Source organism: Neisseria sp. Dent CA1/247, from assembly GCF_022870825.1.
Classification (GTDB): Bacteria; Pseudomonadota; Gammaproteobacteria; order Burkholderiales; family Neisseriaceae; genus Neisseria; species Neisseria zoodegmatis.
In genome coordinates, this window is the sequence record NZ_CP091522.1 from 1,863,632 (window position 1) to 1,882,762 (window position 19,131).

The 19,131-nt window shown below is 53.0% G+C and carries 20 protein-coding genes; 12 read left to right on the forward strand and 8 right to left on the reverse strand.

Annotated features, from left to right (window positions below; all coding sequences use genetic code 11):
- Window positions 1–224 precede the first annotated feature (224 nt).
- From LVJ85_RS09165 to LVJ85_RS09205, 9 genes are all read left to right on the forward strand, one after another.
- Window positions 225–1,190: a tRNA-dihydrouridine synthase gene (locus tag LVJ85_RS09165; RefSeq protein ID WP_244739089.1), complete on the forward strand. Its 966-nt coding sequence runs from the start codon at window positions 225–227 to the stop codon at window positions 1,188–1,190.
- 133 nt (window positions 1,191–1,323) lie between these two features.
- Window positions 1,324–2,562: a multifunctional CCA addition/repair protein gene (locus tag LVJ85_RS09170; RefSeq protein WP_244739090.1), complete on the forward strand. Its 1,239-nt coding sequence runs from the start codon at window positions 1,324–1,326 to the stop codon at window positions 2,560–2,562.
- Window positions 2,563–2,611: 49 nt separating this feature from the next.
- Window positions 2,612–3,226, forward strand: coding sequence for a riboflavin synthase subunit alpha (locus tag LVJ85_RS09175; protein WP_244739091.1), 615 nt, complete (start codon window positions 2,612–2,614; stop codon window positions 3,224–3,226).
- Window positions 3,227–3,252: 26 nt separating this feature from the next.
- On the forward strand, window positions 3,253–3,846 hold the full coding sequence (locus tag LVJ85_RS09180) for a uracil-DNA glycosylase family protein (protein ID WP_244739092.1): 594 nt from the start codon (window positions 3,253–3,255) through the stop codon (window positions 3,844–3,846).
- A 113-nt stretch (window positions 3,847–3,959) separates the two neighbouring features.
- Window positions 3,960–4,709, forward strand: a complete 750-nt coding sequence (gene rlmB, locus LVJ85_RS09185) for a 23S rRNA (guanosine(2251)-2'-O)-methyltransferase RlmB (protein ID WP_244739106.1) — start codon at window positions 3,960–3,962, stop codon at window positions 4,707–4,709.
- Window positions 4,710–5,007: 298 nt separating this feature from the next.
- A complete protein-coding gene (locus LVJ85_RS09190; RefSeq protein WP_244739107.1) occupies window positions 5,008–5,424 on the forward strand; it encodes an NfeD family protein in 417 nt (138 codons plus the stop codon).
- 33 nt (window positions 5,425–5,457) lie between these two features.
- Window positions 5,458–6,423 (forward strand): SPFH domain-containing protein, encoded by a 966-nt coding sequence (locus tag LVJ85_RS09195; RefSeq protein WP_244739109.1) that lies wholly within the window; start codon window positions 5,458–5,460, stop codon window positions 6,421–6,423.
- Window positions 6,424–6,631: 208 nt separating this feature from the next.
- Window positions 6,632–7,924, forward strand: coding sequence for a 3-phosphoshikimate 1-carboxyvinyltransferase (aroA, locus tag LVJ85_RS09200; protein ID WP_244739111.1), 1,293 nt, complete (start codon window positions 6,632–6,634; stop codon window positions 7,922–7,924).
- Between the two features lie 134 nt (window positions 7,925–8,058).
- A complete protein-coding gene (locus LVJ85_RS09205; RefSeq protein WP_244739119.1) occupies window positions 8,059–8,826 on the forward strand; it encodes an endonuclease/exonuclease/phosphatase family protein in 768 nt (255 codons plus the stop codon).
- A gap of 235 nt (window positions 8,827–9,061) precedes the next feature.
- Here LVJ85_RS09205 and greA read toward each other — a convergent pair whose 3' ends face one another.
- From greA to plsY, 3 genes are all read right to left on the reverse strand, one after another.
- Window positions 9,062–9,538: a transcription elongation factor GreA gene (gene greA, locus LVJ85_RS09210; RefSeq protein ID WP_085363641.1), complete on the reverse strand. Its 477-nt coding sequence runs from the start codon at window positions 9,536–9,538 to the stop codon at window positions 9,062–9,064.
- Window positions 9,539–9,770: 232 nt separating this feature from the next.
- Complete coding sequence (locus LVJ85_RS09215) at window positions 9,771–11,267, reverse strand: patatin-like phospholipase family protein (protein ID WP_244739121.1); 1,497 nt, start codon at window positions 11,265–11,267, stop codon at window positions 9,771–9,773.
- A 50-nt stretch (window positions 11,268–11,317) separates the two neighbouring features.
- On the reverse strand, window positions 11,318–11,941 hold the full coding sequence (gene plsY, locus LVJ85_RS09220) for a glycerol-3-phosphate 1-O-acyltransferase PlsY (protein ID WP_085363643.1): 624 nt from the start codon (window positions 11,939–11,941) through the stop codon (window positions 11,318–11,320).
- 61 nt (window positions 11,942–12,002) lie between these two features.
- Here plsY and folB point away from each other — a divergent pair, with 61 nt between their 5' ends.
- The 3 genes from folB (at window position 12,003) to LVJ85_RS09235 (ending at window position 13,844) form a co-directional block, all read left to right on the forward strand.
- Window positions 12,003–12,356 (forward strand): dihydroneopterin aldolase, encoded by a 354-nt coding sequence (gene folB, locus LVJ85_RS09225; RefSeq protein ID WP_085363644.1) that lies wholly within the window; start codon window positions 12,003–12,005, stop codon window positions 12,354–12,356.
- Between the two features lie 78 nt (window positions 12,357–12,434).
- On the forward strand, window positions 12,435–13,061 hold the full coding sequence (locus tag LVJ85_RS09230) for a flavin prenyltransferase UbiX (RefSeq protein ID WP_244739123.1): 627 nt from the start codon (window positions 12,435–12,437) through the stop codon (window positions 13,059–13,061).
- Between the two features lie 279 nt (window positions 13,062–13,340).
- The gene (locus tag LVJ85_RS09235; RefSeq protein WP_244739125.1) at window positions 13,341–13,844 is read left to right on the forward strand and encodes a hypothetical protein; all 504 of its coding nucleotides are present in this window, start codon (window positions 13,341–13,343) and stop codon (window positions 13,842–13,844) included.
- Between the two features lie 183 nt (window positions 13,845–14,027).
- On the opposite strand, the gene LVJ85_RS09240 is transcribed toward LVJ85_RS09235, so the two are convergent.
- From LVJ85_RS09240 to LVJ85_RS09260, 5 genes are all read right to left on the reverse strand, one after another.
- Window positions 14,028–15,743 (reverse strand): flotillin family protein, encoded by a 1,716-nt coding sequence (locus LVJ85_RS09240; RefSeq protein WP_244739127.1) that lies wholly within the window; start codon window positions 15,741–15,743, stop codon window positions 14,028–14,030.
- Window positions 15,744–15,869: 126 nt separating this feature from the next.
- A complete protein-coding gene (locus tag LVJ85_RS09245) occupies window positions 15,870–16,538 on the reverse strand; it encodes a YqiJ family protein (RefSeq protein WP_244739135.1) in 669 nt (222 codons plus the stop codon).
- Between the two features lie 243 nt (window positions 16,539–16,781).
- Window positions 16,782–17,765: a tetratricopeptide repeat protein gene (locus LVJ85_RS09250; protein ID WP_244739137.1), complete on the reverse strand. Its 984-nt coding sequence runs from the start codon at window positions 17,763–17,765 to the stop codon at window positions 16,782–16,784.
- A gap of 24 nt (window positions 17,766–17,789) precedes the next feature.
- Window positions 17,790–18,458 (reverse strand): PspA/IM30 family protein, encoded by a 669-nt coding sequence (locus LVJ85_RS09255; protein WP_244739146.1) that lies wholly within the window; start codon window positions 18,456–18,458, stop codon window positions 17,790–17,792.
- A gap of 57 nt (window positions 18,459–18,515) precedes the next feature.
- Window positions 18,516–19,025 carry a hypothetical protein gene (locus LVJ85_RS09260; RefSeq protein ID WP_115133068.1) on the reverse strand — a complete coding sequence of 170 codons (510 nt, stop codon included), beginning with the start codon at window positions 19,023–19,025 and terminating at the stop codon, window positions 18,516–18,518.
- Window positions 19,026–19,131 lie beyond the last annotated feature (106 nt).

A 19,131-nucleotide genomic window follows, 5' to 3' on the forward strand; every position in this document is an offset into this window, starting at 1 on the left:
GTGTTTTAGCGAAACTCGCCAAGCTCGTTTTAGCGAAGCTCGCAAGTTCGCTTTCAGACGGCCTCAAAGCACGGGCTGCAAAAGCTTCCACATCTTAAATTATCAAGATGATAAAAACAACAGCCTCCCCGATGTGGCACGGCGCAAACCGTTTCCGCAACTTTCGCGCTTTGAGAGGCGGTTTGCGGTAAAATAAGCGGTTTTTTCAGACGGCCTTTTCAGATATGCAGTTGATTTTGGCGCCCATGCAAGGGCTGGTGGACGATGTGATGCGCGATTTGCTGACCCGTATCGGCGGGTTCGACGAGTGCGTGAGCGAGTTCGTGCGCATTACCCATACCGTGCATTCCCGCCAAACCTGGCTGAAATATGTGCCCGAAATCGCCCGTGAAAACAAAACCTTTGCCGGCGTACCCTGCACCGTGCAGCTTTTGGGCAGCGATGCGGACAACATGGCGGTAAACGCACTGGAAGCCGTCCGCTTCGGTGCCGACAAAATCGACCTCAACTTCGGCTGCCCCGCGCCCACCGTCAATAAACACAAAGGCGGTGCTGTGCTGTTGAAAGAGCCGGAGCTGATTTACCATATCGTCCGCACTTTGCGCCAAAGTCTGCCCGACCATATTCCGCTCACCGGCAAAATGCGTTTGGGCTTTGAAGACAAAACGCTCGCGCTGGAATGCGCCGCCGCGATTGCCGATGGCGGAGCCTGCGGCCTGACCGTGCATGCGCGCACCAAAGTGGAAGGCTACGAACCGCCCGCGCATTGGGAATGGGTGCGCAAAATCCGCGAGGCCGTGCAGATTCCGGTAACGGCCAACGGCGATGTGTTTGCCTTGCAGGATTATCTCGACATTAAAGAAGTAAGCGGCTGCGACAGCGTGATGCTCGGGCGCGGCGCGGTGATGCGGCCGGATTTGGCGCGGCAGATTAAGCAGTTTGAACGCGGCGAAAGCGTTACCGAAGCGGATTTCGGCGAAATCGCGGGCTGGATAAATCTGTTTTTTGACCTGTGCCTTGCCAAAGAAGCCAACAACAAATACCCCGTCGCCCGCTTAAAACAATGGCTGGGCATGATGAAAAAAGTGTATCCGCAGGCGCAGGAATTGTTTGAACGCATCCGCACGTTGAAAGAAGCGGACGAAGTGAAAAACGTATTGATTGCGTTTGAACAGGCGCAACGTCTTTAAATATCAACGGCTTTCAGTTTTATCCATTAAATCACACTCCCCTTCTCACTCAGGCTATTCGCTGCCGTCTGAAAAATCATCCGGAATCAGTTAAGATACGGCCTGATACTTTTTCAGACGGCCTGATCACATCATGCAGATTTACCTTGTCGGCGGCGCAGTCCGCGATACCTTACTCAACATCAGCGTGACCGACCGCGATTGGGTCGTTGTCGGCGCCGATGCCGCGGCCATGCTGGCGCAAGGCTTCCAGCCCGTCGGCAAAGACTTCCCCGTATTTCTGCACCCCGACAGCCACGAAGAATACGCCCTTGCCCGCACCGAACGCAAAACCGCCAAAGGCTATGCCGGCTTTGCTTTTTACGCCGATAAAGACGTTACCCTCGAGCAAGACTTAATGCGCCGCGATCTTACTATCAACGCCATGGCACAAGATTCAGACGGCCTGATTATCGACCCTTTCGGCGGCCAAGAAGATTTGCGCAACGGCGTTTTGCGCCATGTTTCCGAAGCCTTCGCCGAAGACCCCGTGCGCATTCTCCGCACCGCCCGTTTTGCCGCCCGCTACGGTTTCAGCGTCGCTCCCGAAACCATGGAATTGATGAAGCAGATGGTGCGCGACGGTGAGGCCGATGCTTTGGTGGAAGAACGCGTGTGGCAGGAATTGGCCAAAGGGCTGATGGAAAAACAGCCGCGCAAAATGATTGAAATCATGCGCGAGTGCGGCGCTTTGAAAGTGCTGCTGCCCGAAGTGGACGCGCTGTTCGGCGTGCCGCAACGCGCCGACTACCATCCCGAAATCGACAGCGGCATCCACACGCTGATGGTATTGCAGCGCACCGCCGACATGGGCTTGACCCTGCCCGAACGCTACGCCTCCCTGCTGCACGACTTGGGCAAAGCACTCACGCCTGCCGACATTCTGCCCAAACACCACGGCCACGATATAGCGGGCGTCGAACCCGTCCGCGCCGTCAACGCCCGCTGGAAAGTGCCCAAAGCCTGCTCGGAACTGGCGGAGCTGGTGTGCCGCTGGCACATCGTTTTACACAGCGTCGAAAACCTGAAAGCACAAACCGTGTTGAAAACCTTAAAGCAAACCGACGCTTTCAGACGGCCCGAGCGTTTTCAGACGGCCTTAAACGTCTGCGTGGCCGATACGCAAGGCCATCTGAACCGTGAACACGAACCCTACCCGCAGCGCGGGCACTGGCTGGCTCTGCTCGATGCCGCCAACAGCATCAACACCGCCGAAATCGCCGCCGCCCATGCCGATGCGCCGCAAAAAATTGCCGAAGCCATCGACCGGGCGCGGCTGGAAAAAATAAAACCGCTGCACGCCGCCTACCAAGCGCGTTCCGCCACCGCATAAACCGTCGCCGCTGCACCGACCTTTCATCCATTTTTATTAAGGAATCAAGATGTTTACAGGCATCGTACAAGGCATGGGCCGCATCGTTGCCAAGCATGCGCCCTCCGCCGACTTCTGCACCTACACCGTCGAGCTGCCCGAACACATGGCGCACGACCTGCAAACCGGCGCATCCGTCGCCAACAACGGCTGCTGCCTCACCATCACCCGCATCAACGGCCGCCAAGTCGATTTCGACCTGATGGCGGAAACGCTAGCGAAAACCAACCTCGGCGAACTCGATACCGGCAGCTTGGTCAACCTCGAACGCGCCGCCCGCTTCGGCGACGAAATCGGCGGCCATGTGATGAGCGGCCACATCATCGCCGTAACCCGCATCACCCGCATCGAAGAGAGCGAACACAACCGCACCGTCTGGTTTGCACTGCCGCCCGAACTCAAGCCCTACATCCTCACCAAAGGCTTTGTGGGATTAGACGGATGCAGCCTCACCATCGGCAGCGTTACCGACACCGAATTCAACGTTCACCTGATTCCCGAAACCCTGCAACGCACGCTGTTCGGCACGCGCCAAGCCGGCGACCGCATCAATGTGGAAATCGACCCGCAAACCCAAGCCGTGGTCGATACCGTGGCGCGGATTTTAGCAGCGCAAAAAAGCTGATATCCAACGCCACCGCAGCAACCGCCATGAACCCGACCATAGAAACCCACCCGCTCGCCCCGTTCGCCCCCGCAAACGCCACTCTGCTGATGCTCGGTTCGTTTCCCCCGCCGCGCGCCCGTTGGAAAATGGACTTTTACTACCCCAATTTTCTAAACGACATGTGGCGGATTTTCGGCTTGGTGTTCTTCAACGACAAAGATTATTTTGTCGAACCCGGCGGCAAAGCCTTTAAAGAGGCGCTTATCCGCAGCTTTCTAAGCGAACGCGGCATCGCCGTCAGCGATACGGCGCATCAGGTTATCCGTTTGCAGGGCAACGCTTCCGACAAGTTTTTGCAGATTGTGAAGCCGGTCGATTTGGCCGCGCTGCTCGACACCTTGCCGCACTGCCGCACCATCATGACCACGGGAGATTTGGCCACCAACACCCTGCTCTCGCTGATGCCGTCTGAAACCGCCAAACCCGCCATCGGCGGATATTCCGAAACCGAGTTTGCCAGCAGACCGCTGCGCCTGTACCGCCTGCCTTCCTCTTCCCGCGCCTACCCTTTGCCGCTGGTAGAAAAGGCCGAAGCCTATGGCGCGTTTTTCCGCGAAATCGGCTTGGCGAGCCATTGAAACGGCAACCTTATCACTCTTTAATCACCCACCTGTTTTTCAGACGGCCTCAAAGCCCTGCGCCGCCCAAACCCTGTATAATGCCGTCTGAAACCTTCACAACAAAGCAAAACATGGCAAACCAACGACTTATCTACGGCTTCCACGCCGTTAACGCCCGTTTGTGGCAAAACCCGAAAAGCATTACCGAACTGTATGTCCAAGAAGGCAAACACGATGCCCGCACCCGCGAAGTGCTGGAAAAAGCCGCCTCCGAAAACGTGCGCGTGCATTTTGCCGCCGCCGAACGCTTAAACACCATCAGCAAAGGCGCGCGCCATCAAGGTGTGGTCGGCTTTATCGACGCCTCCAAAAACCACGTCCACCTCGAAGACGTGTTGGAAAACCTGCGCGAACCGGCGCTGCTGCTGGTACTCGACGGCATCACCGACCCGCACAACCTCGGCGCATGCCTGCGTACCGCCGACGCGATGGGCGTTCACGCCGTGATTGCGCCGAAAGACAAAAGCGCGGGGCTGAACGCCACCGTGAGCAAAGTGGCCTGCGGCGCAGCCGAAACCGTGCCCTACATCACCGTAACCAACCTTGCCCGCACCCTGCGCGAATTGAAAGAATACGGCATCTGGGTGGTCGGCACCGACATGGGCGGCGAAGCCGATCTCTATCACGCCAAACTGCCCGAAAGCATCGCATGGGTGATGGGCAACGAAGGCGAAGGCATGCGCCGCCTCACCCGCGAACATTGCGACCTGCTCGTTTCCGTGCCCATGTTCGGCACGGTGGAAAGCATGAACGTATCGGTAACGGCGGGCATGGTGTTGAGCGAAACCCGCCGCCAACGGGTGTTGAACGCCGAGAAATAAACCGTTTCGATTCTAAAGGCCGTCTGAAAACTCTTTACGCAAACCGTTTATATAGTCAATCAACTTAAAAATAGTACACCCGTCATACTCGGGCTTGACCCGAGTATCTTGAGTTTCAGCAAATTTAAGAGATACTCGGGTCAAGCCCGAGTATGACGGTTTTGTTGTTAAGCAGATTAACGATACTCTTTGCGGAAACCGTTTCAGACGGCCTTTTTTACCGTTCCCGCCGAAAACATTGAATTTTCGCCGAGAGCCTTTATCATCTACCCGATTGAAATAACGAAGGGGGCAACCTATGATTGCTTGGTTTATCGCCGCCGTATTGGTGCTGATTGTCGAACTGTTTGTCGGCACGATTTATCTGTTGGTGGTCAGCGCCGCCCTGTTCGGTGCAGGCTTGACCGCTTGGCTGTTCGACAGCCTCGCCGCCAGCATCATCACCGCCGCCGTTCTGGCCGCCGTGGGCGTGTGGTGGGCGCACGGCTGGATTAAAAAACACCGCCGCCCGCCCGTGGAAGAATCCGCCCGCAACGATTTGGACATCGGGCAAACGGTGCAGATTCTGCGCCATCTGTACGGCAACCTGTATGAAGTGCACTACCGCGGCACGCTCTGGCAGGCGCAGGCGGAAAACATAGCCGGCACGTCCGCCCCGCAAACCGCCGTGATTACCGGCAAAAACGGTAACTTTCTGCTTATACATCTAAATTAATACTCTGATTTAATTGTGATTTAAGGAATCATTATGGATCTCAACCTGTTTCTCAGCTTTCCGATTTTAATCCTCATCGCCGTGATCGTATTCGGCTTCAAAGCGTTTACCGTGGTGCCGCAGCAAGAAGCCTATGTGGTGGAACGTTTGGGCCGTTTCTATAAAGTGCTCACGCCCGGCCTGAACATTCTGATTCCGTTTATCGACCGCATCGCCTACAAGCACACGCTGAAAGAAATTCCGCTCGACGTGCCGAGCCAAGTGTGTATCACCCGCGACAACACCCAGCTTACCGTCGACGGCATCATCTATTTCCAAGTAACCGACCCGAAACTCGCTTCATACGGCTCGAGCAACTACATCATGGCCATTACCCAGCTTGCCCAAACCACGCTGCGTTCGGTTATCGGCCGCATGGAATTGGACAGAACTTTTGAAGAACGCGACGAAATCAACAGCATCGTCGTTTCCGCGCTCGACGAAGCCGCCGTATCGTGGGGCGTGAAAGTATTGCGTTACGAAATCAAAGATTTGGTGCCGCCGCAAGAAATCCTGCGCGCGATGCATGCGCAAATCACCGCCGAACGTGAAAAACGCGCCCGCATCGCCGAATCGGAAGGCCGCAAAATCGAACAAATCAACCTTGCCAGCGGCCAACGCGAAGCCGAAATCCAGCAGTCCGAAGGTGAAATGCAGGCCGCCATCAACGAATCAAACGGCGACAAAATCGCCCGCATCAACCGCGCACAAGGCGAAGCCGAAGCCTTGCGCTTGGTGGCCGAAGCCAATGCCGACGCCATCCGCAAAATCGCCGATGCCCTGCAAACTCCGGGCGGCAACGAAGCCGTGAACCTGAAAGTGGCCGAGCAATATGTAGAAGCCTTCAGCAAACTGGCCAAAGAAAACAACACACTGATTATGCCCGCCAACGTGGCCGACATCGGCAGCTTGGTTTCCGCCGGCTTGAAAATTGTCGAAGGCAACAAAACGGCGAAATAATCCGGCCTCCCGCCCTAACGCTTGATTTTCAGACGGCCTCTTTATACCGGAGGCCGTCTGAAATATTTTAAACAGGCGTTTCGGCGCGCCTGCCGAATCCCAACGCTTCAGCAAAAGCCATACCCGCCTTTCACGCCCGTTTTCCAAGCCGCACGATTACAGGCATAATACCGCTTCATCTTTTTTATCGTTCACGGAAAGAAAAACAATGACCGAATCCGTCCGCCTGCCCGCCGCCACACTCAAGCCCTCCACCGTCGCCCTGCCCGGCTCCAAAAGCATCAGCAACCGCACGCTGCTCTTGGCGGCATTGTCGGACAATGTGTGCGAAATCCATTCTTTATTAAAATCCGACGATACCGACCGTATGCTTGAAGCGTTGGAAAAACTCGGTGTCAAACTCGAATTTATCTCGGAAGGCCGTCTGAAAGTGCACGGCACGGGCGGGCGTTTTCCCAACCGTGAGGCGGATTTGTTTCTCGGCAACGCAGGCACGGCATTCCGCCCGCTTACCGCAGCTCTGGCGGTGTTTGGCGGCAACTACCACCTGCACGGCGTGCCGCGCATGCACGAACGCCCCATCGGCGATTTGGTCGATGCCCTGCGCACGGCCGGTGCGGATGTGCAATACCTCGGCAACGAACACTATCCGCCGCTGCGCATCCGCAAACGCACCGACAACGGCGTGCGCGTGATTCCGATTAAAGGCAACGTATCCAGCCAATTCCTGACCGCGCTGCTGATGGCGCTGCCGCTGACCGGCCAAGCGTTTGAAATCCACATGGTCGGCGAGCTGATTTCCAAACCCTACATCGACATCACGCTGAAACTGATGGCGCAATTCGGCGTCAACGTCGAAAACCAAGACTACCGCGTGTTCAAGCTGCCTGCCGACGCACACTACCATGCACCGGAAAATCTGTATGTGGAAGGCGACGCTTCGAGCGCGTCTTATTTCCTCGCCGCCGGCCTGCTTTCCGGCGAACCCGTGCGCGTAACCGGTATCGGCAAAAACAGCATTCAGGGCGATGTCGCTTTTGCCCGCGAATTGGAAAAAATCGGTGCCGATGTAAGGTGGGGCGACAATTTTATCGAAGTCTCCCGCCCTGCCGACCACCCTATCCAAGCCTTTGATTTGGATGCCAACCACATTCCCGATGCCGCCATGACCTTGGCCGTCGTCGCCCTCGCCACCGGCGCACCGTGCACCCTGCGCAACATCGGCAGCTGGCGCGTGAAAGAAACCGACCGCATCGCAGCGATGGCGGCGGAACTGCGCAAAGTCGGCGCAACCGTTACCGAAGAGCCGGAAGCCATCCGTATCGTTCCGCCCGCCGCACTCACGCCCGATGCGCAAATCGACACCTACGACGACCACCGCATGGCCATGTGTTTTTCACTCGTTTCCCTGCTCGGCGTGCCCGTGGTCATCAACGACCCCAAATGCACCCACAAAACCTTTCCCACCTATTTCGAAGTATTCGCCTCGCTGCGTAAATAAATCCGTTAAAGGCCGTCTGAAAACCCAAATTCAGACGGCCTTTTTACAAAGCTGTCTTTATGTAAAAGCTGGTTTTTCAGACGGCCTGTTGATATATAATCAAAGAATACACAATAACAAATATCGAGCACATTATGACCCCCGTACCCGTTACCATTACCTCTTACAACATGCACAAAGGCATGTCGGCACTCAACCGCAAAGTACAGGTGAGCAGCATGGCCGAAGCCTTGCAGGGTTTGAATTCAGACATCCTATTCTTGCAGGAAGTGCAAGGCGAACACCAAACCCGCCGCATCAAACTGCCCGACTTCCCGCACCGCCCGCACTACGACATCCTCAGCGAGCATCTGTCGTTCAACAGCAGCTACGGCAAAAACGCCGTTTACCCCGAGCGGCACCACGGCAACGCCATTCTCAGCCACATGCCCATCGACACCCGCCACAACCTCAATATCACGGTCAACAAACTCGAGCAGCGCGGCGTGCTGCATTGCGAAATCCGGCCCGAATATTGGGAACACCCGCTCGTGTGCCTGTGCGCCCACCTCAACCTGCGCGAACCCGACCGCATGAAGCAGTATCAGGCGATTTTCGAATACGTCGACCGCCACGTCGATCCGCACAGCCCGCTGATTATCGCCGGCGACTTCAACGACTGGCGTTCAAAATCCGCCGCCGCGCTCGGCAAAGCCTTAAACCTCGAAGAAGTATTTGTAGATGCCAACGGCAAACGCCCCAAAACTTTCCCGTCGCGCATGCCCGTGTTGAGCCTCGACCGGATTTACACCCGCAACCTCGAAGTGCTCGATTCGCAAATCCACAAAGAAAAACAATGGCAAATGCTCTCCGACCACCTGCCCTTGAGCGTGAAAGTGCTGCCGCGCATCAAACAGCCCTAATCGGTTTGCTGCATAAACAAACAGGCTGAGACCTTTGCAAAACCCTCAGATGTGGATGCAGTTCAAGGCGTAGCAGCGCAGCGAGTGCAGACATATCATATAGATAGACAAGCGAGCGAGCAGCGCACAACGCAGAAATGCGCCGCAGATGGGGGGTTTTGCAAAGGTAACAGGCCGTCTGAAAAAGATTTTTCAGACGGCCTGTTACCGTTTTAAAGCAGTCAAACAACCTAGATTAAATATACTCTACCGCAACAATATCATACTCGCGCATACCGCCCGGAGCCTGAACTTCGGCCACGTCGCCCTCTACTTTGCCGATAAGCGCACGGGCAATGGGCGAGCCGACAAAAATTTTATTGTTTTTGATGTCCGCTTCGTCTTCGCCCACAATTTGATAACGCACCTGCTCTTCGGTATCCAAGTCTTCCAGCGTTACCGTCGCACCAAATACCACCTTGCCTTCTGCATGGATTTCGGCGGGATTAATGATGTGCGCCATCGACAATTTATGCTCTACTTCCGCAATGCGGCCTTCGATAAAACCTTGGCGCTCTTTAGCCGCTTCGTATTCGGCGTTCTCCGACAAATCACCGTGCGAACGCGCCTCGGCAATCGCTTCGATCACTTGCGGGCGGGCAACGCTTTTGAGCTGTTGTAATTCTTCTTTCAATAATTCTGCACCGCGTGCGGTTAACGGAATTTTCTGCATGAAACTTTTCTCCAGTCGGTAACGGCTGATACGCCGTCAGAATAATAGGCAAATAAAAATACAAGCCGCCTGAAACCGGCGGCTTGTTTTTAAGAAGTTGTATGGGACGGGATTGTATCAAAAACATCTGCTTAGGCAAAGCTTTCCGGCCATTTCCCTGAAAATATGTTGCAATAGGGGAAATGCAGTCAAACGGAATACAAACGCCTCCGCATATCTTCAAACATCAAAATTACGGTGTACGCAGCGACTCAAGATCATACCCTGCCGGCGCCTCCGACTGCGGCAACTGCGGCCCTTCGCCGACAAACCAAACGGGCTTGTTGAGCACCGGCTCCGTGCCCACAACAGGCTCTACCGACAAATCCGCCAACAGCCGTTTGTATTCGGTCGATTGCTGCAACAAAGCACGCGCGGCGGATTTCAAATCATTGATATCGTTCGGCGGCAGATAAAAGGTTGTGGGAATGTTCAACACGTTTTTACGCAACTGCGACTCGGGCAGCTCGCGCAGGTTGAGGCTCACAAAATACATGCCGGTTTGGTTGCGGTTGCGACCCGTGCGGGTGCTTTCGTTCCATTGGTCGGCAAATGCGCGGAAGCGGCGCAGCGATTCTTGCGAATATTTGTCTATCGGAATGTCGATAATCGCGCTCACCACATCCGCCAAACCCGGCACAGCCGCCGATTGGTCGATGCTGCTGCTGATTTTGTTTTGCGCGTTCACATTGATAATCACAATGCGGCGGATACGCTCGTCGGCCAATTGCCGCTGCAACATGCTGCTGGAGCGGGCATCGGCCACATCCAGCAAGCCGCGCAGGCCGAGATTGTCGGTCAGGCCGCCGTCGAGCAGATGAATGTAGGGGCGTTTGGTGCTGTCGTTGTATTGCAGATAGCTTTGTACAAACTCGCGTTGGGTTTGGCGTTGCAAACCTTTGCTGCTCTCGGCCGCCGCTTTCCGCACTTCTTCGGGCACGGCATAACCGCACTTGCCGCCGTTATTGTTCAGCGTAATCGGACTGAATACCAACGGCACGGCACTGGAAGCCGCCACCGCCCGCGCAATCCGCAGTTGCGACAAATCCAGACACATCATATCGAAATATTCCTGCGTGAAATCCAAGCGGCTGCCAGCCGCCATATCGGTCGCAGAAATCACGGCAAACGGGCCTTTTCTGTTTCTATCCAAATCGCCGAAAGTCGCATCGCGGAATAGCGTGTTTTCAAACTGCTCCTGCAACAAATCTCCCCTGCCGTATTCCGGCGAGGTCAACCGCGGCACATTGGCCAGCGAAAACAACTGCTTGGTAAACTGGCGTTGGAAATTCTGCTTTAAAAACCGACGCTCGAAAGCAGGCACTGTTTCGGCTCCGTGCATCGAAAAATAAGCAGCCAATACCGAGCCGCCCGATACGCCGTACACCATATCCACATTGTCCAGCAGGCTTTTCTGCTTGCCGCCGATATTAACCTGCTGCTTTTTCAGCTCTTCCAGCACGCCGTAGCCCAAAGCCGCCGCACGCGTACCGCCGCCCGAAAAAATCAACACCACAAACGTATCGTCTTCCGCACGCCGGCTTAAGGCTTTCTCCAAGCGGTAGCCTTTGTTGACATCAATCTGATCAATGGTTTGCAAAGGCCGGTATTGCACCAAAGCACAAGAAGACAACAAACAAACTAGAGATATGGCCGCACATTTTTTCAGGCCGTCTGAAAAATTCCACATCACATCATTCCTTCAAACCAAATCAAAAAAGCAGCCGAGGCTGCTTTCCGTTATTGTTCAGAATCGGATTTTTCTACTTTTTCTCCGATTTTTCCTTCTTTACCGCTCATCAAGTTTTGGATATTGCTCTTATGGCGGTACAGCACCAGCAAGGCAATCGCCACGGTTGACCAAACCCACGAATCATAGGGCATGAAGAAGAAAGCCAAAATCGGGCTGAGTACAGTGGCAACCAAAGCCGCCAGCGACGACACTTTAAATCCGAACGCCATCACCAGCCAAATCAGCGCACACACCAGCGCAGTCGGCCACGACAAAGCCAGCAGCACGCCCAAAGCCGTGGCCACACCCTTGCCGCCCTTAAAGCGGAAAAACAGCGGCCACATATGCCCCACTAATGCCGCCACGCCTACCAGCGCAATGGTTGCATTATCCAAGGCCAACGGTTCTTGCAGATAACGCGCCAGCAGCACAGCTGCCAGACCTTTGAGCGCGTCGCCCAGCAGTGTCAGCGCTGCGGCTTTCTTTTTACCGCTGCGTAAAACATTGGTTGCTCCGGGGTTACCCGAGCCGTAAGTGCGCGGATCATCCATGCCGTAAAATTTGGATACAATCACGGCAAACGACAGCGAACCTATCAGATAGCCGGAAGTAATCATCAAGAAATTGAACATTGCAAAAACTTTTGTTTTAGAATGGAGCCGTGATTTTAACGTGAAAACGGCGTAACACAAAATGGATAAAATCTTTTTACACGGCATGAAAGCCGAAACCCTGATCGGGCTTTATGATTGGGAACGCAAGCAAAAGCAGACTTTGGTACTTGACTTGGTTATCGGCGTCCCTGAAAAATCGGCGGCCGACGACAACATCAACGATACCGTCCATTATGCCGACGTATGCGAAGCCGTGCGCAGCAGCTTGAAAAACCAACAATTTTTACTGCTCGAAGCCTTAGCCGAACACGTTGCCGGGCTGATATTGTCCGATTTCGGTGCCGTTTGGGTGCGCGTTCGCATTGTTAAACCGGGCATTCTGCCCGATGTGCGGGAAGTCGGCGTGGAAATCGAACGCAGCAGGGAAATCTAAAGCTTTTTAAACCGATTACCTATTGCTGTTCCTTAACACACAGGCCGTCTGAAAATAACACTCTCTGCTTCACATACCATGAATACACCCCAACATCCGATAAACACCGTTACCCTCGCCTTTACCGGCGCATCGGGCATGCCCTACGGTATCCGTCTGCTCGAATGCCTGCTGCAAAGCGGCAAAACCGTGTGGCTTTTATATTCTCAAGCCGCGCAAATTGTTGCCCGCCAAGAAATGAACCTCACTCTGCCCGCATCGCCTTCCGAATGCCAAGCGTTTTTGTGCGAACGGTATCAAGTATCGCCCGCCCAACTGCGCGTATTCGGCAAAGACGAATGGTTCGCCCCGCCCGCTTCAGGCACCAACCCTGCCGATGCCATGATTGTCTGCCCGGCCAGCATGGGCGTGGTGGCCGCAATCTCACATGGAACCTCCGATCATCTGATCGAACGTGCCGCAGACGTTTGCATCAAAGAACGCCGGCCACTGATTATCGTTCCACGGGAAACACCGCTTTCTGCCCTGCACTTGGAAAACCTGCTCAAACTTTCGCAGCTCGGTGCCGTTATCCTGCCGCCGTCGCCGGGTTTTTATCACCACCCCAGCGCACTAAACGATCTGATTGATTTCGTGGTCGCGCGCATTCTCGACCAGCTGCGCATTCCCCACCGCTTAATGAACAAATGGGGAGAAGAAAATTAAATCCAACTATTTCAAAAAGATAAAAAACAAAAGAGCAAAAAAACCAAATAAACGTTGACAATTTTCAACGCCCTGATTTACATTGACCGCCATGAACACATTAAACATTCGCCCCTTTGCTTATTATTACTGGTACCACACAAACGTGCGGTACTCTTTTGCGCTTGTCTGAAACACAGATAAACCAAGCAAACGCGAAACAGAAGCCGCCCGATTTTTCAGGCGGCCTTTTTATTGTGTTGCCGCCTGTAGCACCCGACACCACAGGAGCAGATAATCATGAAAACCGCCACTTTACCGATTGAAACCGAAACCGCCGTTTTGCAAAGCGTACATTTGATTGTGAACGGCAATATCCACCGCCCCGACTTGTGCGCCCCGGCAGCCATGCCAACCGGCGGCATCCAAATCAGTGAAGCACTTTTGCCGCAAATCCGCACCGTAGCCACGCTGATTGCCGCCATGCGACACGATTTCACCGGCCGCAGCCCCGATGTTTTTACCGAAGAGGCCGATTGGTTTGCCGCCCGTATTATCGTATTGGGTGTAAGACGTTTCCATCTCGACATCACCTTGCTGCCCATGTTGAAGCTCGCCAACCAGCGTGCACGCGCTTTTGCCGCTTCCCGCCACTTACCTTTCATTCCCGCAGAAATCCGCATGAGCCTGCATGCAGGCCGCCCTGTTAATCTCTTGATTGCTGAAACCGAACTTGATATTGCAAACTGCGGCAATATGGTTGCCAACAGCATGGCGTTGAAAAAACAGCTCGTGAATTTTTAAGGTCGGCGCCTTTTGCTTGGTTATTTGCTTATCTGTTTCTGCGTAATCCAAGTCTGCGCTGAAAGTCGGTTAAAGCGCAGGCACAAAAACTATATAAAAATGCGCACAACTATCTTGGAGCGCCATATACATCAGGCCGTCTGAAAACTTTTTCAGACGGCCTGAATGCTTTGCTTAGCCTATTTATTGAGGTTTATGCGTTATATTTTTATCCAACACCTGAGTAAGGCCGTTGATATCGCCTCCGTTCAAACCCAATTCTTTCATCAGATTATCAACCAAAGGCGCTTGGCTGCGGTAGCGTAACGCACTGTTTACCAATTGATCAGACAGGCTTGCTTGTGCATTTTGGCCGTCTGAAACTTCCGCTCCGGCAGAGCTGGTGCCGAATCCGCCCAAACCGTTCACTTGCAGAATCTTAATGTCGTCGATGTTTTCCATCGGGCGCACGGATTCGCGGATGATATCGGGCAGGTGTTTCAGCAAGGCCAAGCGCACTTGCATTTCTACCTGTTCTACACTCAATACATTGGCGGCTTCGTTCACAGCACGCGTACCTTCCGCATCCACTTTATATTGCTGCTCTTGCGCTTGAGCCAGCAGCATTTTGGCATCTGCCTCACCTTTTGCTTGCAGACGTTGTTTCTCGGCTTCCGCCTCGGCTGCAATACGCACGGCTTCAGCGCGGTCTTGCGCGGCCTGTTTCTCTGCATCTGCGGCAACCGTTAATGCGATGGCATCTTTCTGCGCTGCTTCTTGTGCCGCAATCAATTCAACGGCTTTGGCACGCTCGGCGCGCTCGGTTTCGCGCACGGTAACCACGCTTTCTTCTTCGCGTACGGCAGCGGCACGGGCTTTGTCGGCTTCTGCTTTGGCTTCGGATTCGGCACGGGATTTTTCGGCTACGGCAATGGCGCGGTCTTGCTCTGCCAACTCAATCGCTTTGCGGCGTTCCACTTCGGCCTGCTCGATAGCCTGTGCTTTGCGGATGTCTTCGTTTTTAATGTCGCGCTCGGCGCTGATGCGTTTCAAATCGACTTCGCGGGCAGCGGCAATTTGGGCTTCTTCGGCTTCACGTTTTTTCTGTGCTTCCTGTTCGGCAATGCTGGCTTCTTGCTCGGCACGGCGCACGGCGATTTCGCGTTCTTGCTCAAGTTTCGCGTATTCTTCTTCGCGCAAGATGTTCAGGCGGGTGCGTTCTGCTTCGAGATTTTTGGTTTTGATGGCCAAATCGGTATCTTGCTCGATGTCGTTACGTTTTTTACGGCGCACTTCGATGGTTTCGGTCAAGCGGGTCAAACCTTCGGCGTCAAACGCGTTTTGCGGATTGAAAAACTCGAAACTGGTTTGGTCTAAGCCGGTCAGCGATACGGTTTCCAACTCCAAACCGTTTTTAAATAAATCTTCGGAAACAACTTGCTGCACTTTCTGAACGAAATCCACGCGCTTTTCATGCAGCTCCTCCATGGCCATTTCCGCTGCAACGGCACGCAAGGCGTCAACAAATTTACCTTCAACCAATTCTTTCAACTGCTCGGGCGACATGGTTTTCATACCCAATGTTTGAGCGGCAGTGGCGATGCTTTCGGCGCTGGGTTTCACGCGCACATAAAACTCGGCCATGACGTCGACACGCATACGGTCACGCGTAATCAAAGCCTGCTCGGCGGCACGGCGGACTTCCAAACGCAGGGTATTCATGTTCACCGGAATGATTTCATGCAATACCGGCAACACCATCGCACCGCCGTTCATAATTACCTTTTCGCCGCCGAAACCGGTGCGGACAAACGAAACTTCTTTGCTCGCTCTGCGGTAAAGACGGGTAAGAATCAGGCCGAGGATAATCAGTGCGACCAGAATAATACCGGCGATGCTGGCAATCGTAATCAAACCCATAGTGTTTTTCCTTTTTGATGTTTTATCTATAAAAAATGATTGAATGAAACTACCGAAATTTTGTTAAGCAATACCGCTTCTGCTTAAATCGAACTGCATTTATTTAAAGTGAGCATATGTTTTGCTTTAATCGACCAAACTTCCGCTCGGATTGGCGATGGCCTTGAATACCGTGCCTTCTGCCGACACCAGCAACACTGCTTCTCCCTGTTTCAAAATCAGGCCGTCTGAATCGGGTTCTGCCATCACATAATGCTGCTGGCCGTGGCCGTCTTTCACCCTTACCTGCGCAGGGCTGCCCTGCTTCGCTTCTCCCAGCACCACCACGCCCACTCTTCCTACCAAGCTGCTTTGCTCGATAGCCGTGGTTTCATCTTTGGGCATAACTTTATACAAACCTGCCGCAACCACACGCACGACCGGCAAGCTGAGAAACCATACTCCTGCCGCAGCCAACCAGCCGTTAAGATAAAACCCGGCAATGCTGTTGAAGGCCGTCTGAAACAAATAGCCCAGCGTACCGAATACGGCGAGAAACACCACCATCAGCATCAGCAGCGGCACTTTACCCACATACAGCCAGCTTAAAAAACGGATAAACAAACCCGGGTCGGCTACGTCCAAACCCACTTCGGCGTGAGCGGTTTCAGTCAAACTATCGGGCAACAAATTGTCTATCCAATCATTTACGCCACCCATCAACAGCGAAACGATTTCGGCCACGCCGAGCAACAGCATCAGCATAATCGCAATACCGAAAATTTCAGTCTGCGGTGCGTTAATCAGATTCCACATTTTGTTTCCTTCTTAGTGTTCAGACGGCCTCAAATTTTACTGAGACCCGAGAGGCCGTCTGAAAAAACTGTGTCAAATGCTTCGTTGATGGTTGTCTAGTCGTGCTCGCTTTAGTTCGTTTGGATGACAGACATGCCTTTTACCCATCAACTCACGCTGCAACGGCACCTTTGAAAACAGCAAATTATGCCATTAAACTACAAAAACCACTAATAAAACATGATGTAAACAAAAAATCTTATATTACTTTTCGTTGCCGGAAGCCAAACCGGCTTCGGCCATCATGTACTTAACCATTGCCGCATCATCCCATTCAGTCCACTCTTGCAGATATTCTTCGGCATATTTCTGGTCGCTGCTGCTCAAATTGCTCCACATACGGCGTTCTGCCCATTTTATTTTCAGACGGCCCCACCAAGACAAATCGCTGCTGATGCTTTGGTTTGCCCTTACCAACAGGGCATAAGCGATTGCCGGATCGTAATATTGTTGGCTGCACCTGCGCAGGGAAAAGCAATCAGACAAAGCAACCAGCGCATGTTTATGCCCGTTTATCGCTGCCTTGCCCAACCAATACAGCCCTTTCGCAGCATCTTTGGCTTCGCTGTGTCCATGCAAATACATTTTCGCCAAAGCAAACTCGTCGTTTAATGCGCCTTCTTCTGTCTTCTTTTTGAACAAGTCCATCGTTTCCGCGTCAATCGGGCGAGACGCCTCAATACTGCACATACTGAGGTTCTCCAACACCTTATCGTCTAAGCTGTTTTTGGCGGCACGCTCAATCCACATACATCCAAGCTGCTCGTCTTTAGCAATGCCGCGACCTTCCATATAAGCAACACCGAGATTGTTTTGCGCCTTCCAGTGCCCGGCTTCTGCCGCCTTCTCTAGCCACGGCACGGCCTCCTTCCAGTCGCCCGAATGCATATAACCTCGAGCCTGCGCATACCATTGTTCCGCCTCCCCTTGCGGCATAACTTCAACAGAAGGCGGAGCTTCCGGCTTGGGTAAATCAGCGGCAATTTGGACTTCCTGTGTCGGCACGGCTTTTTCAGACGGCCTCTTCTCACTTAAAGAAGGTTTAACATGCGCGATCGCTTCGTGTTGGGTGTTTTCAGTATTTTGTTGATCAACAATCAATCCAATCACACTCAACACAAGCAAAAACAAAGCCAACGCCAACCATTTTTTGTTTATCTTCGGCGCTTGATAAGGATTCTGCTGCATTCCCCAACCTTACAGCTGTTCGGTTTATTTTTGCCGGGCTTTCAATACCGCCAGCCGTTCTGCAATGCGGTTTTGGCGGCTTAAATCTTCAAGTTCTTTCAGCTTTGCCAATTGCGCAGCATCCGTACTGCTGTGTACGGCATTTTGGCGGTTCATAATGCGGTCAAAAGCATTGCTGCTTTTTTCAGCATCACGGGCAACTCGGTTTAAATCACTCCCACCAGCATTTGATGAGCTTGAAGCACTACTCTGCTGCGCCGCACGCCATTCCTGCAATTGCTGCTGCATTTCACGTTTTTTGGCTTGCAATGCAGCGATAAAACCTTCCAATTCCTTTTCTTGCGCCGCACAATCGGCTATGGTGTTTTCCAACACAGGCAAGCGGGCTTCAATATCCATCTGTTCGGCAATTCCCGCCTCGGCCAGATCATCACGTCCGGCATCCACCGCCGCTTGCAGACTGGCACTCAAAGCTTCATGACGGTTGCTTTCATCTGCCATTTTCTTCGCCGCCAAATGTTTTTGAGCCAATACTTTGCCCAACTCTGCGCGTACTTCATCTACGGCACGTTCAATTTCACGAATGCTTTCATTCATTATCGCTTCCGGCGCTAAATTTTCTGCTGCATCAACAATAGCGTGGAAACCACCGCTTACCAAACGCCCTACTCTGCGTGCTAACGTTTCACTCATCTCAATTCCTTTCCGATGTATGGATTTAAATAAACCGCAAAACCATCATTACCGTTTTCAGACGGCCTCATCTTCATAGCGCTGCCACACAATCCGTGCCAGCCTTAAAGTATTTTCCAACTCAGCCAAAACCGCATCATCATAAGCTGCGCCCCTGCCCGTGACCGCAAGCTGCAAAATGCTGTCTGCCAAGCGCACTACACGCCGCATAATTTCCTGCTCATATTTTTTCAAGCTATCCAAATCTGCTTCTTCCGGCAGATCCGATGCCAGAGTGGCGCTCAAATCCGGCAACAATTCAAACACCCTTGCCAAAATAGGCGAATGCACTCCCAACTGCTTTTCCGCATGCAGCACTTCATGCTTGGCCGTCTGAAAAAACTGCTCGGCCTGATTCAATGCCGCACCGTAATCCCGCTGTTGCGCATTCATCAAACGCGCCTGCTTCAATATTTCACGGATTTTCTCAGAAGGCGTATTCGCCCCCTCCAAATTCAAACCGGCAATAAAATCAGCATCTTCCTGAGAAATTCTGACACTAAGAGGAATTCTGTTGCTTGCGTTCATATTCAATTAAAAATTTTTGTATTCATTTGAATACAAATATACAAAAATAAAAACGCTTTGGCAAGCGCTAAATAAAATTCCACAACAATATTTTTATAAATTCCAT

Bases quoted from the DNA above. Each gene is read 5' to 3' on its own strand.
- LVJ85_RS09165 (WP_244739089.1), top strand. From the start codon at position 225: ATGCAGTTGATTTTGGCGCCCATGCAAGGGCTGGTGGACGATGTGATG.
- LVJ85_RS09170 (WP_244739090.1), top strand. From the start codon at position 1,324: ATGCAGATTTACCTTGTCGGCGGCGCAGTCCGCGATACCTTACTCAAC.
- LVJ85_RS09175 (WP_244739091.1), top strand. From the start codon at position 2,612: ATGTTTACAGGCATCGTACAAGGCATGGGCCGCATCGTTGCCAAGCAT.
- LVJ85_RS09180 (WP_244739092.1), top strand. From the start codon at position 3,253: ATGAACCCGACCATAGAAACCCACCCGCTCGCCCCGTTCGCCCCCGCA.
- rlmB (WP_244739106.1), top strand. From the start codon at position 3,960: ATGGCAAACCAACGACTTATCTACGGCTTCCACGCCGTTAACGCCCGT.
- LVJ85_RS09190 (WP_244739107.1), top strand. From the start codon at position 5,008: ATGATTGCTTGGTTTATCGCCGCCGTATTGGTGCTGATTGTCGAACTG.
- LVJ85_RS09195 (WP_244739109.1), top strand. From the start codon at position 5,458: ATGGATCTCAACCTGTTTCTCAGCTTTCCGATTTTAATCCTCATCGCC.
- aroA (WP_244739111.1), top strand. From the start codon at position 6,632: ATGACCGAATCCGTCCGCCTGCCCGCCGCCACACTCAAGCCCTCCACC.
- LVJ85_RS09205 (WP_244739119.1), top strand. From the start codon at position 8,059: ATGACCCCCGTACCCGTTACCATTACCTCTTACAACATGCACAAAGGC.
- greA (WP_085363641.1), bottom strand. From the start codon at position 9,538: ATGCAGAAAATTCCGTTAACCGCACGCGGTGCAGAATTATTGAAAGAA.
- LVJ85_RS09215 (WP_244739121.1), bottom strand. From the start codon at position 11,267: ATGTGGAATTTTTCAGACGGCCTGAAAAAATGTGCGGCCATATCTCTA.
- plsY (WP_085363643.1), bottom strand. From the start codon at position 11,941: ATGTTCAATTTCTTGATGATTACTTCCGGCTATCTGATAGGTTCGCTG.
- folB (WP_085363644.1), top strand. From the start codon at position 12,003: ATGGATAAAATCTTTTTACACGGCATGAAAGCCGAAACCCTGATCGGG.
- LVJ85_RS09230 (WP_244739123.1), top strand. From the start codon at position 12,435: ATGAATACACCCCAACATCCGATAAACACCGTTACCCTCGCCTTTACC.
- LVJ85_RS09235 (WP_244739125.1), top strand. From the start codon at position 13,341: ATGAAAACCGCCACTTTACCGATTGAAACCGAAACCGCCGTTTTGCAA.
- LVJ85_RS09240 (WP_244739127.1), bottom strand. From the start codon at position 15,743: ATGGGTTTGATTACGATTGCCAGCATCGCCGGTATTATTCTGGTCGCA.
- LVJ85_RS09245 (WP_244739135.1), bottom strand. From the start codon at position 16,538: ATGTGGAATCTGATTAACGCACCGCAGACTGAAATTTTCGGTATTGCG.
- LVJ85_RS09250 (WP_244739137.1), bottom strand. From the start codon at position 17,765: ATGCAGCAGAATCCTTATCAAGCGCCGAAGATAAACAAAAAATGGTTG.
- LVJ85_RS09255 (WP_244739146.1), bottom strand. From the start codon at position 18,458: ATGAGTGAAACGTTAGCACGCAGAGTAGGGCGTTTGGTAAGCGGTGGT.
- LVJ85_RS09260 (WP_115133068.1), bottom strand. From the start codon at position 19,025: ATGAACGCAAGCAACAGAATTCCTCTTAGTGTCAGAATTTCTCAGGAA.